Origin of the sequence: Pandoraea sp. ISTKB (assembly GCF_001721285.1) — a bacterium.
GTDB lineage: Bacteria > Pseudomonadota > Gammaproteobacteria > Burkholderiales > Burkholderiaceae > Pandoraea > Pandoraea capi.
This window is the reverse complement of the sequence record NZ_MAOS01000046.1, coordinates 33,099-46,080: the sequence shown is the minus strand read 5'-3', so window position 1 is coordinate 46,080 and position 12,982 is coordinate 33,099. Positions and strand designations below refer to the sequence as shown.

The following is a 12,982-nucleotide window of genomic DNA, read 5'->3' as shown; positions in this document are numbered from 1 at the left end:
TGCAAGTAACTCGTTAAATTCCATGAACGCAATCTCGCTGACGATCCCCGGCACGACCTCCCCGATCCTGCGCAATGCCTTGCTGGCATTGACTGTCAGTGCGCTGGCAGGCTGCGCCGTCGGGCCCGATTACGTCGCCCCGAAGGCCGATTTGCCCGCTCATTTCGAAGGCGGCGCTCTGTTGTCGCAGCGCGACGCCGGTCGCGCGACGGCGGACAAACCGCTTTCACTGGATACGTGGTGGACGAGTTTTCACGACCCCGTACTGACGGGCATCGTCGAGCAGGCGCTCGCGCAGAATCTGGATTTGCAGGCCGCGATGGCCCGTGTCGCGCAGGCCCGGGCACAAGCCCGCGAGGCCGGGGCGCAACGATTGCCGTCTGTCACCCTCGACGGCAGCGTCACGCGCGAGCATCAGTCGCTGGAGGGCCCGCTCGGCGTGGTGGCGCGAAACATCCCCGGCTATAACCGCAATATGACGATCTACGACATTGGCGCGGGCGCCAGTTGGGAACTGGATCTGTTCGGTGGTCTGCAACGCTCGGCACAAGCCGCCGGGGCCTTGGCGCAGGCGGCGCAAGCGCAGCGCGATGGCGTTCGTGTGAGCATCGTGGCCGAAGCGGCCGACGCCTATTTTCGCGTGCGAGCGGCGCAACGGCGTCTGGCCATCGCGCAGGATCAGATCGACACCGATGCCCGGCTGATGGAAATCGTGCGCCTGCGCCTGAAGGACGGACTGGCGACGGCCCGGGAACTGGCGCAATCCGAGGCGCTGCTGGCTCAGGCACGGACGACGTTGCCGCCCTTGCGCATCGAACGAGAGACGCAGTTGAACCGGCTGGACGTGCTGATGGGTGCAGCGCCGGGCACCTACGCCCGCCGCATGAGCCTCAATACACAGGATGACGATCTGAAGGCACGCCCGCTGACGATCCCCGCCATCGGCGACGCCAGCGCACCCGCCGATCTACTGCGCCGCCGCCCGGACGTCATTGCCGCCGAGCGGAAACTGGCGGCATCGAACGAACGCATCGGGGCGTCGCTAGCCGAGTACTACCCGAAGCTGTCGCTGTCAGGCATGCTCGGCTTCGACACACTGGCCGGCGGACGCGTACCGAGCGTAGCCACCTTCCAGCCGCTCGCCACACTCGGTCTGCGTTGGCGTCTGTTCGATTTCGGACGCATCGACGCCGAAGTGGAACAGGCGCGAGGCGCGAATGCACAAGCGTTAGCGGAATATCGCCTGTCGATGCTGCATGCAACGGAAGATGTGGAGAACGCCATCGTCACACTGGTGGAACTGGAACAGCAACGCAAGGATCTGGCGAGCGCGGTCGACGCACAAACGCGTGCGCGCGACAGCGCTCAGGAAGCCTATACCGGCGGGACCGTCAGCTTGTATGAAGTGCTCGATGCGGACCGCCAGTTGCTGGCGGTGCGTGATGCCGATGCCCGCGCACAGGCCGATAACGCCCGCGCAGCCGTGGCAACGTTCCGGGCACTTGGCGGCGGCTGGGAATCTGACACGCCGGCGCTGGCGCAAACCTCCAGCAAGTAACCCTTGAGGCGTCGGCCGAGGCGCTCGTCCTCGGTCAACCGAAAGCGGCGGACGAACGCTATCAGGCTCGACGCCCGCGTCGCAGCACCGATGCTGACGGCGTAACGCCACTACTGACCCGACGCTTCGGCCCCGACGGCACGCTACGCCCCGCAGAGGCCGTCGATGCAGGCGGTGCCGACAGCATCGACTGATACGTCGCCGTCAACGTTTCCTGCGCGCTAACCTGCTCACGCAATCGCGCGACCACAACGTCCTGCAACGCCTTGGCCGAACGCATTTCATGTTGCGCTTCGGTCATGGCAGCGAGCGCTGCTTCGGTTTCCTGCAACTGCCGCTGCGACTGCTTGCGTTCCTGCTGCAACGATTTGATGGACTCTCGTGCGGCGTCCAATTCCAGCATCAGCCGACGCTCGTTCGCGTCCGCACGTTCGGCGAGTCTGCTACGCTCGGCGTCCCACTCGGCACGATGCGCTGCGTGTTCGTCCTGCAATGCTTGCGTAGCATCGCGGGCGGCGGAAAGCGCCTGACGCGACGTAACCGCATCCGCCTGGGCATCGATCAACAAGGCTTCGGCACGCCGGGCCTGCGCTTGCGCCTCATCCCTCGCCTGACGCGCATCAGCCGCCGCCGTTTCCGCCGAAGCAATCCGCTCGTGCAAAACAGCGCGCGCCTGCTCCAGCGCCTCGCGGTCAGCGACCAGCTCGGCTTCACGAGCATCCAGCACGGCACGTCGGGCCGCGGCCTCTTCAGCAAGCGCCGCCCGGCCTTCCTCCAGCGCCAACGTCCACAAGCCCAGCGCCGCGCGCGCCAACGATTCCGGCATCTCGATACCTTCCGGCACACCGGCAACGCCGTCTCCCGCGCCCTGCAGGCGCGCTCCCAATCCCGCAAACCAGGCATCCAGATACGGACTGACCGTATTCGGCGAGCCTCGCCCCAATTGCTGACGAATACGCTCGATGGTCGGGCGCTGGCCCGCCATCAACAACGTGTCGGCGGCCGTCCAGACGTCGTGCTCCGAAATACCTCGGCCACCTTGCCGGGGCGATGGCGTGGGCGTGACGGATTTCGAGGTTTGAGACGTAGTCATCGCGAAGGACTCCCTGAATTCGGTGGCATTGCCAAATAACCCACGATAATGCAAGATTATCGTAACCTATTTATCACATACGTTATATTTACTACATATTACATAGTAAATCATATGTTCGGTAAGAAAATTACATCTCACGCCCCTACGGCATCCGAATCCCGCGTTGGCGCCGTCGTGAAAAAGCCGTCTGGCAAGGGTCTGCCCGCGCTACTGAACCCCGCAACGCTCGACGCCGATGCGCGTGAAGCCGCACAGGCGCTTGCCCGCGAAGGTGACTCGGTCAATACGCGTCAGAGTTATCAATCGGCCATGCGCTACTGGATGGGCTGGTACCGCCTGCGCTATGGCGAAGCGCTCGTCGCGCCCTTGCCGCCCGCAGCGATCGTGCAATTCGTGGTCGATCATGCGCAGCGCCAGGGCAAGCACGGCCTGACGACCGAAATGCCGGATGCCCTCGATGCCGCGCTGGTCGCGCAGGGTCTCAAAGCCCGGCTGGGGCCACCAGCGCTCGCCACGCTGCTGCACCGGATCAGCGTCATCGCCAAGCTGCATACGTCGCGAGACCTGCCGAATCCCTGCGCAGAGCCCGCCGTGCGCGAACTGCTCGCGAAAACGCGTCGCGCTTATGCAAAACGTGGCGTACGCACCGCCAAGAAAGACGCCCTCACGCGCGAGCCGCTGCGAGCACTGCTGGCGACCTGCGACGACTCACTGCGAGGCAAGCGCGACCGGGCGTTGTTGCTGTTCGCGTGGGCCAGCGGGGGGCGACGCCGTTCGGAAGTCGTGCGCGCGACGTGCGAGAACGTGCGGCGCAGCGGGCCGGAACATTACGTCTACACGCTGACATGGTCGAAAACGAATCAGCAGGGGGCGGATCTCCCTGAAAACGAGAAGCCGGTCACGGGCGTCGCCGCCACAGCCCTCACCGACTGGCTCTCGGCCTCCGGCATCGAAACCGGCCCGATCTTCCGCCGTGTCAGGCGTGGCGGGCACCTCGGCGAACCACTCTCCGAGGCGGCCGTACGAGACATCGTTCGAGACCGATGTGCGCTCGCCGGCCTGGAGGGCGATTTCTCCGCACACTCATTGCGCGCCGGCTTCGTGACCGAGGCCGCGCTCGCGCAAGTCCCGCTCGCGGAAACGATGACGATGACCGGGCACACCAGCGTCGCGACCGTTATCGGTTACTTCCGTCGGGCGGACATGCAACGCTCGCGTGCCGCCGACCTGATGGGCAGAGACGACGAAGCGGACGACGGCCAGCGTCACGGACAAGGCTCGTCCGAATGAACCGAAGCCCATGACGATGCCGGGGTGTCTGGCATAAAGATGCATTTCAGTGGTATCTTTTGTCGCGCCGGGCGTATGCCATAGTGAACATACCGCCTGCTGTGACTGCCGTTGTTCCCCCCATTGAACACTCATAGGTGCAGATCGTCATGCCTAGCTCCAACGCTTCCCAATCCCGCAATCGCGCGCTGATCGAACGACTGGGTCTGCTGACTCCGATCATTCAGGCGCCGATGGCCGGCACCTCCACACCGGCGCTGGCTGCCGCCGTCTCCAACGCCGGCGGGCTAGGCTCGGTCGGCGTCGCGGCCGTCAGTGCCGACGCCGCCCGCAAAGTCATTCACGAGACGCGCGCCCTCACGCGCAAGCCGTTCAACGTCAACGTCTTCTGCCACGCGCCTGCCAAACTCGATACCGCACGCGACGCTGCCTGGCTCGCGTACCTCGCGCCGGAATTCGCCCGCTTTGAGGCCACGCCGCCCGCAACGCTGAGCGAGATTTACAAGAGCTTCGTGGCAGACGACGCGATGTACACAATGCTGCTGGAGGAGCGGCCTGACGTCGTCAGCTTCCACTTCGGGCTGCCGTCGCAAGACAAGATCGACGCGCTGCACGCCGCAGGCATCACCCTGTTCGCGACGGCGACGAATCTGGCCGAAGCCAAAGCCATTGAAGCGGCCGGGATCGACGCCATCGTCGCGCAGGGCTATGAAGCCGGCGGGCATCGCGGACGCTTCGAGGATCTCGGCGACCGCGTACCCACGGACGACGAACAACTCGGCACCCTGGCGCTCGTGCGCCTGATCGTCACGCACACGTCGGTACCGGTCATCGCCGCCGGCGGGATCATGGACGGGGCAGGCATTGCCGCAGTGCTGGCGCTCGGCGCTCAGGCCGCACAACTCGGCACGGCATTCGTCGCGTGCCCGGAGTCCTCAGCCGACGCCGCGTACCGTGAACGTCTCACCGGCCCGAACCCGCCGCGCACAGCGTTGATTCGCGCCATTTCCGGGCGCCCCGCACGCGGCTTCGTCAATCGTCTTTACGCCATCGAGCAAACGGCGGAGCGCCCCGACCTGCCCGCCTACCCCGTCACCTACGACGCCGGCAAGGCCCTCAACGCCGCTGCAAAAGCCAAGGGCAACAGCGACTACGCCGCGCAATGGGCCGGTCAGGCGGCACCGCTGGCACGTGCGTTGCCGGCCGCTGAACTCGTCGGCGTGCTACGCGCCGAATTGCACGAGACGTTCGACGCCCTGCGCGAACTCGCTACAACCTTCTGAGCGAGGCGACCTCATGACTGCTCGCATCACGCAACGTCTGGGCATGTCCACGCCGATCGTGCAGGCACCGATGGCCGTGGCCTCGACACCGGCACTGGTCGCCGCAGTGTCCAACGCGGGCGGGCTCGGCTCGCTCGCCGTCGGCAACATGGACGCTGCCGCCGCCCGCAACGTCATCCGGCAAACGCGCGCGCTGACCTCCCGTCCCTTCAACGTCAACGTCTTTACCCACGTGCCAGCCAGTGCCGATGCTGCACGTGAGGCCGCCTGGCTCGACTATCTCGCGCCGGAGTTCGCACGCTTCGAGGCCACGCCACCCGCCGCCTTGCGCGAGATCTACCTGAGCTTCGTCGAGGACGTGGCGATGTACGAGATGTTTCTCGAGGAGCGCCCGGCCGTCGTCAGCTTTCATTTCGGCTTGCCGCAACAGGCGTGGATCGATGCGCTGAAGGCTGCCGGGATCGTGCTCTTCGCCTCGGCGACGAATGAAGCCGAGGCCGAGGCCATCGAAGCCGCCGGGATCGACGCGATCGTCGCGCAAGGCTGGGAAGCCGGCGGTCATCGCGGACGCTTTAACGACGAAGGCGACCGCCAACCGAGCGAAGACGAACAGCTTGGCACCTTCGCGCTCGTGCGTCGGCTGGCCGCGCGCACCTCGCTGCCGATCATTGCGGCAGGCGGCATCATGGACGGCGCAGGTATCGCCGCCGTGCTCGCTCTCGGCGCGCAGGCGGCACAAATGGGCACCGCGTTCGTCACCTGCCCGGAGTCCGGCGCGGACGCTGCCTACCGCGACACGTTGCTCAGCGGGCAGCCACCTCGCACGGCGCTCATCCGCGCCATCTCGGGGCGTCCCGCACGCGGACTCGCCAATCGTTTCTGGGCCTTGGAACAAGTCGCGGACAGGCCGGCGATCCCCGACTATCCCATCACCTACGACGCGGGCAAGTCACTGAACGCCGCCGCGAAGGCACACAAGGACAGCGGCTATGCGGCACAATGGGCCGGTCAGGCGGCACCGCTGGCGCGCGCCCTGCCGGCAGCGCAGTTGATCGACGTCCTGACACAGGAGACGCGCGAGGCCATTCAGCACGCGATTGCCGATACCTTTGACGCGGCATCGTAGCCACTCGCGCTTGCCATGACCGGGGCAGCGAATGACGTCTGCCCCCGTCGCCCCATCCGCTTCGGAGACTTCAAGGCATGTTCAAGGCCATCTTGTTGACGCAGTCCGACGGCGCCACGCACGCCGCCGTGACCGAATTGCCGGACGATGCACTGCCCGCCGACGGCGATGTTCTCGTCGCCGTCGACTACTCCACCATCAATTACAAGGACGGCCTCGCCATCACCGGCAAGGTCCCGGTCGTGCGCTCGTGGCCGATGGTCGCCGGTATCGACGGCGCGGGCACCGTGCTCGAATCGTCTCACCCCGCGTGGCGCAAGGGCGACCGCGTAGTGCTCAACGGTTACGGTGTCGGCGAGACTCACTGGGGGTGCCTCGCCCAGAAAGCGCGCCTGCGCGGCGACTGGCTCGTGCGCCTGCCGGAACGTTTCTCGCCGCGCGACGCCATGATCATCGGCACCGCCGGTTACACCGCCATGCTCTCGGTGATGGCACTGGAGCGCAGCGGCGTGATGCCGCACCATGGCGACGTGCTCGTCACCGGCGCCTCTGGCGGCGTCGGCTCGGTGGCCATCGGGTTGCTCAGTTCGCTCGGTTATCGCGTGGTGGCGTCAACGGGCAAGCTGCATGAGGCGGAGTATCTGGAAGCGCTGGGTGCGGCGGAGATCATCGACCGCAGCCTGTTGTCGGCCCCGGGCAAGCCGCTGCAAAAGGAACGTTGGGCAGCGGTCGTCGATTCGGTCGGCTCGCACACGCTCGTCAATGCGATTGCGCAGTTGCGATACGGCGGCGTGGCAACGGCCTGCGGTCTCGCCCAGGGCATGGACTTTCCGGCGAACATGGCGCCGTTCATTCTGCGCGGCGTGACGTTGCACGGCATCGATAGCGTAATGGCGCCGCGCGAATTGCGTGAGGAAGCCTGGCAGCGGCTCGCGCGCGATCTGGAACCGCAGAAGCTCGGAGGCATCTCGCACGATGTGGGCCTGACAGATGCCATCGGTATCGGCCAGCGCATCGTGAGAGGCGAGATTCATGGGCGCGTCGTGGTGGATGTGAACCGCTGACGCGTCACCTGTCACTCGGCGAACGCGCCACGAAAGCACAAAGGGCAGCCGAATGGCTGCCCTTTGTGCTTCATCGGACACTCACAGAGATCGCGCAGGATCTCAGTGACTGCCGCCCAGATACGCCGCACGCACCTTGTCGTCGTTACGCAGGCTTTCCGCCGGACCGTGCACGGAAATGCTGCCGTTCTCAAGCACGTAGCCATAGTCGGCCACCGCCAGCGCCGCAGCGGCGAACTGCTCAACGAGCAGCATCGTGACGCCTTCGGCCTTCAGGTTGCTGATGATGCGGAAAACCTCGTCGACCAGAATCGGCGCCAGCCCCATCGACGGCTCGTCGAGCAGCACGATGTCAGGACGCAGCATGACTGCACGCGCCATCGCCAGCATTTGCTGCTCGCCGCCGGAGAGCGTGCCGGCCAACTGGTTGCGCCGCTCCTTCAGGCGCGGAAACAGGTCCATCGCGCGGTCCAGATCGGCTGCCACATCGCCGCGTGGGCGGCTCCCCGTCAGACGAGGAAACGCGCCCAGACGCAGATTGTCCGTCACCGACATGGTGGCGAACACGCGGCGTCCTTCCGGCGAATGCGCCAGACCCAGTTTCGCGATGCGATGCGAATCGAGCCCGTCGATGCGCTTTTCGCCGAGCGTGATTTCACCGGAGGTCGGCTTGATCATGCCGGACACGGCACGCATGGTGGTCGTCTTGCCCGCACCGTTCGAGCCGATGAGCGTGACGACCTGACCGCCCGGCACGTCGATATCGATGCCGTGCAGCACCTGCACCTTGCCGTAGCCGGCTTGCAGATTACGAATGGAAAGCATAGGGGTTCCGTTGGTTCGTCTGTCCGTCGTGTGGCGTCAGTGCGTGGTCGATGAACCGCCCAGATACGCCTCGATCACCTTTTCGTCGGCCTGAATCTGCGCGGGCAGGCCTTCGGCAATCTTCTGCCCGAAGTCCAGCACCGACACCGTCTGGCAGGTGCTCATCACCACGTCCATGTGGTGCTCGATCAGAATCACCGTAATGCCGTGATCGCGAATCTTGCGGATGATGGCGAGCAGTTCGCGAATGTCCGGTGCCGTGAGACCGGCAGCCGGCTCGTCGAGCAGCAACAGACGCGGATCGAGCGCCAGCGCGCGGGCAATTTCGAGCAGACGCTGCTTGCCGTACGGCAGGTTGCGCGCCTCCTCGTCGGCGAGCGACGCCAGCCCCACGAATTCCAGCAGTCGCATCGCACGGGCGCGCGCGCCGTCTTCTTCACGCTTGTATCGCGGCAGACGCAGGGAGACGTCGAACAGCGTCGAGCCGAACGTGTGATGCAAACCGACCAACACGTTCTCCAGCGCCGTCATTTCCCCAAAGAGCTGCACGTTCTGGAACGTTCGCGCCACGCCCGAGAGCGCAATGTCGGACGACGTACGCCCGGCCAGCGACTGTCCGGCGAACTCGATCGTGCCGGCGGTCGGCACATAGATGCCGGTGAGCACGTTCATCATCGTGCTCTTGCCCGAACCGTTCGGGCCGATCAGGCCGTGAATCGTGCCACGCTTGACCGTCAGATTCACCTGATTGAGCGCCTTCAGGCCGTCGAACTGCATCAGCAACTGACGCACCTTGAGCAACTCGTCCGGCCCCGCAGCGGCGGCAGCCAGCACCGGATCGCTGCTACCGGCGGCCGATTCATCCACTTGCGTGGCCGAGACCGTATGCGCGCGGCGACGGTTCAGCACGCGCGAGCGCAGAAAGCCGATGATGCCGTCCGGCAGGTAGTACACGACGAAAAGGATCATCAGACCGAAGATCGTCAGACGCCAGTCGGTGATGCTGTCGCGCCACCAGGTCACCCCGGCGAGTGCGACCGTGCCGATGACGGGCACTGCCGCTTTTGCGAGCGTGGTCCGTGCGCGCGCCACCGCCGTGACAGCCGCGATGGTCGTGACCACGGCAATCAGCGAGGCCACGATACGGAAGATGTTGATGTCGTCGAGCAACTGCGGCAGCAACACGATGATCGCCGCGCCCAGCAACGAGCCGCTGCGTGTCTTGCGTCCGCCCATGATCACGGCGAGCAGGAACAGAATCGTGAGCTCGAAGTTGTACGTGTTCGGCGAGATGTACTGCTCCGAGTAAGCATAGAGGCTGCCCGCGAGTCCCGCGAACCCTGCGCTGATCACGAACGCATACACCTTGTAGCGATACACCGAAACGCCCATACAGTCCGACGCCACCGGCGAATCGCGCAAGGCTTCGAACGCGCGGCCGAGGTGCGACTTCAGAATGCGGTGGGCAACGAGCATGCTCAGCAACAGCAGCACGGCCACGATCCAGTAGTACTCGGTCTCATCGATCGGATGACCACCGATGACCGGCTTCGTGAGCTTGATGCCCAACGGCCCGGACGTCAGAAAATCCATCTCGTTGATGAGAATCTGGATGATGGTGCCGAACGCCAGCGTGACCATCGCCAGATACGGGCCGATCACGCGCAGCGCGGGCAACGCCAGCACTGCACCGAAGGCAGCCGTCACCAGAATGGCGGCCGGGAGCGCCAGCCAGAGCGAGAGGCCGAGCTTGGCGAAAAACACACCCGCGACATAGGCGCCGATGCCGAACAGGCCAGCGTGGCCGAGCGACACCTGCCCCGTGTAACCCACGACGATATCCAGCCCGAAGAGCAGGATCGCGTAGATCATGATCGTCTCGATCATGTGGATGTAATACGGATTGCCGACGGCGAGAGGAAAGCCGAACAGCGCGACGATGCCGAGCACGGCGGCAAGCTTCGTCGTGACGCGCAGGCCGCCGAGATCGCCGGCCCCACGTGCAGAGGAGGTCTGTGCGGTCATGGTTACACCTTCTTGATGGCGGTCTTGCCGAACAGGCCTGCCGGCTTCACGACCAGCACGAGCAGCAGCAAAACGAGACCCGGCACGTCTTTGTAGCCGGTCGAGATGTAGAACGCAGTCGTGGTCTCGGCGACACCGAGGATCACACCGCCCACGAGCACGCCCATACCGCTCGAAAGACCGCCGATGATCGCCACGGCGAATGCCTTCAGGCCGAGCACGGCGCCCATCGTGGCACCCGTGAGCGTGAGCGGCGCCACGAGCACGCCCGCAAAGGCGGCGGCCATCGACGACAACGCGTACGAGAACGTAATCACCAGACTGGTGTTGATGCCCATGAGTCCTGCGGCGTCGCGGTCGTTCGCGGTCGCGACCACGGCCTTGCCGTAGATCGAACGCCGGTTGAAGAACTCCACGGCGGCCATCATGAGCAATGCGCCCACGACGACGAGCAGTTCCATCGGCAGCACGTTCGCGCCCAGCAGGCTGATCGGCGCCTCGGGCAACGGCGACGGAAACTTGAGGTCATCGCGACCCCACACGTTTTCCGCGACGTTCTTGAAGATGATGCCCAGCGCAATGGTGGACATGATCCAGCCAAATTCCGACTTGATGCGTAACGCAGGTTTCACGCCGATGCGCTCGACGAGTGCGCCTTGGACAAGGCCGAACAGGCAGACGATGGGAATCATCAGCCAATAATTCAGACCGAGGGTGTCGACCAGCGTCAGGCCGACCAGTGCGCCAAGCATCAGCGCTTCGCCCTGGCCAAAGTTCAGGGTGCCGGACGTCGCGAACGTCAGTTGGTAACCGAAGGCGATCACGGCGTAGATCATCCCCAGCGCGATACCGCTGTAGATGAGTTGAATCAGGATGGTCATGCGGTCCTCTCTCGCGAGTGCGAGCCTACGAGCGATGCTCGGGAGGCATTCGATGCGTGCGCCGCACGCCGGTCCCGAGTGCCGGCGGCGGGCAACGGTGGTGTGAAGACAGCGCGCGAGCCCCGTCCCGACACCCCCTTGTCAGGGGCCCGGAGCGAAGGCGACGCGCGCCGTCGTTCACCCGTCATGGCTGCAAGATGCAGCGCCGGGAGGGGATGCGACTTATTTCGCCGCTTTTTCGCGGACCTTGCTGCCCGCCTTCAGATCGGTGTCGTAGGCGTACACGACACGGCCGCCCTTCACTTCACCGAACACCGGAATGTTGGCGGTGATGGCGTCGTGATCGTCATGCGTGAACGGACGATCGTAGGTCGTGACCACGCCTTCCACCGGCGCCTTCAGGTCTTCGAGCGCTGCACGCACCTTCGGGCCGTCCGTGCTGCCTGCCTGCTTGATCGCAGCCGCCAGCAGGTAGATCGAGTCGTAGCCTTGCGCTGCCGAGACCGCCGAATCGATGCGGTTGTTCTTCGGCTTGAACATGGCCAGATAGCCGTCGATGAAGGCCTTGCGCTTCGGCGTATTCGGTTCCTGAATGAACGTCTGCGGCATACGTGCGCCTTCGCCGTTCGCTCCCGAGTTGTCGATGTAGTTCGCCATGGCGAGCGTCCAGCTACCGACGAGCGGCACCTTCCAGCCGATCTTGGCCATGCCGTTGGCGATCTGCGCCAGTTCCGGTCCGATGCCGTACGTGAGGATCACGTCGGCGCCGGCCTGCTTGGCCTTGAGCAACTGGGCCGTCATGTCGACGTCCTTAATGTTGAACTTCTCGACGGCGACCGGCGTAATGCCCTTGGCTTTGAGCGCTTTTTCCAGATCTTCACGTCCGAGCTGACCGTAGTTGGTCGAGTCGGCCAGAATCGCAGGTTTCTTGAAACCGCGACGCGTGATGGCTTCTTCCACGATCATCGGCGCCTGGATGCTGTCCTTGGCCGAGTTGCGGAAGACGTAGTTGTCCGGGTACTGAGGCGGCTTGAACTGGTCGGTAATCACCGTGCCCGTCGCCACGTTGTTGAACACCGGAATTTTGGCATCCTGATAAAAACGCTGCGAAGCGAGCGCCACACCGGTGTTGATGTAACCGACGGTGGCCACCACCTTTTCCTTGTTGATCAGTTCCTGCGCGACCTGCACGCCGCGCTCGTTCTTGGCTTCTTCGTCGCGCTCGACCAACTGGATCTGACGGCCGAGCACGCCGCCCGACTTGTTGATTTCCGCAGCGGCCAGACGCACGCCGTCACGCATGGATACGCCCATCGACGACGAGCCGCCGGTGAACGGGCCCGACACGCCGATCTTGATCGGGTCGGCCGCAATGGCCATCGAGGCGGACAAGGCGAACGCGACAGCGCCGGCCATGAGCTTGAATCGGAATTGCATAAAGGTCTCCTTCGGTGCGATGCGTTTCGATATGACGCTTTTCTGCTGCGGTTTTCTGCTGCGACTTTCCTTGGTGTCGCAGGCCCTGCCGTGGATGCGCGATTCACGGGTGTTGCCCCCCCTCGCACCGCCCCGGTCCTTGTAATTCGTGTCAGGGCGATACCGTCAAGCACGCTTCGAACGACCAACCTAGCGCGCCGATTATGTGATCGCTGAGTTTCGCCCGCAAAGGCGGGAATACCCCTACGGGGACGCGGGTTTGCGCCCCGTTAGCACCTATTGGCGCGGGTTTCCAAGGAGTTTGAGGGCACGCGCCCTTGTACGGCGCGTGTCCGGAGAACGGCACGGAGTGCCAAAGAGTTCGACTCGATCGACGGGTCGTAAGGGAGTTGTAAGC

General features: G+C 64.6%; 10 protein-coding genes. 5 read left to right on the top strand and 5 right to left on the bottom strand.

What is annotated here, in order from left to right; translation table 11 throughout:
• The first annotated feature begins 22 nt into the window (after positions 1 to 22).
• A complete protein-coding gene (locus tag A9762_RS18040; RefSeq protein WP_069343394.1) occupies positions 23 to 1,558 on the top strand; it encodes an efflux transporter outer membrane subunit in 1,536 nt (511 codons plus the stop codon).
• Between the two features lie 61 nt (positions 1,559 to 1,619).
• Here the strand turns inward: A9762_RS18040 and A9762_RS18035 are convergent, their stop codons facing one another.
• Entirely contained in the window at positions 1,620 to 2,651 is a 1,032-nt protein-coding gene (locus A9762_RS18035) for a DNA-binding protein (RefSeq protein ID WP_069343393.1), read from the bottom strand.
• Between the two features lie 177 nt (positions 2,652 to 2,828).
• On the opposite strand from A9762_RS18035, the gene A9762_RS18030 reads away from it, so the two are divergent.
• From A9762_RS18030 to A9762_RS18015, 4 genes are all read left to right on the top strand, one after another.
• Positions 2,829 to 3,944: a site-specific integrase gene (locus tag A9762_RS18030; protein WP_069343392.1), complete on the top strand. Its 1,116-nt coding sequence runs from the start codon at positions 2,829 to 2,831 to the stop codon at positions 3,942 to 3,944.
• A gap of 149 nt (positions 3,945 to 4,093) precedes the next feature.
• Positions 4,094 to 5,227, top strand: a complete 1,134-nt coding sequence (locus tag A9762_RS18025; RefSeq protein WP_069343410.1) for a nitronate monooxygenase family protein — start codon at positions 4,094 to 4,096, stop codon at positions 5,225 to 5,227.
• Positions 5,228 to 5,240: 13 nt separating this feature from the next.
• On the top strand, positions 5,241 to 6,353 hold the full coding sequence (locus A9762_RS18020; RefSeq protein WP_069343391.1) for a nitronate monooxygenase family protein: 1,113 nt from the start codon (positions 5,241 to 5,243) through the stop codon (positions 6,351 to 6,353).
• A gap of 77 nt (positions 6,354 to 6,430) precedes the next feature.
• Complete coding sequence (locus tag A9762_RS18015) at positions 6,431 to 7,417, top strand: MDR family oxidoreductase (protein ID WP_069343390.1); 987 nt, start codon at positions 6,431 to 6,433, stop codon at positions 7,415 to 7,417.
• Positions 7,418 to 7,519: 102 nt separating this feature from the next.
• Here A9762_RS18015 and A9762_RS18010 read toward each other — a convergent pair whose 3' ends face one another.
• From A9762_RS18010 to A9762_RS17995, 4 genes are all read right to left on the bottom strand, one after another.
• Entirely contained in the window at positions 7,520 to 8,242 is a 723-nt protein-coding gene (locus A9762_RS18010) for an ABC transporter ATP-binding protein (RefSeq protein WP_069343389.1), read from the bottom strand.
• 36 nt (positions 8,243 to 8,278) lie between these two features.
• Entirely contained in the window at positions 8,279 to 10,267 is a 1,989-nt protein-coding gene (locus A9762_RS18005) for an ATP-binding cassette domain-containing protein (protein ID WP_240493615.1), read from the bottom strand.
• 2 nt (positions 10,268 to 10,269) lie between these two features.
• On the bottom strand, positions 10,270 to 11,148 hold the full coding sequence (locus A9762_RS18000; RefSeq protein WP_069343388.1) for a branched-chain amino acid ABC transporter permease: 879 nt from the start codon (positions 11,146 to 11,148) through the stop codon (positions 10,270 to 10,272).
• A 222-nt stretch (positions 11,149 to 11,370) separates the two neighbouring features.
• Positions 11,371 to 12,585 (bottom strand): ABC transporter substrate-binding protein, encoded by a 1,215-nt coding sequence (locus A9762_RS17995; RefSeq protein WP_069343387.1) that lies wholly within the window; start codon positions 12,583 to 12,585, stop codon positions 11,371 to 11,373.
• Positions 12,586 to 12,982 lie beyond the last annotated feature (397 nt).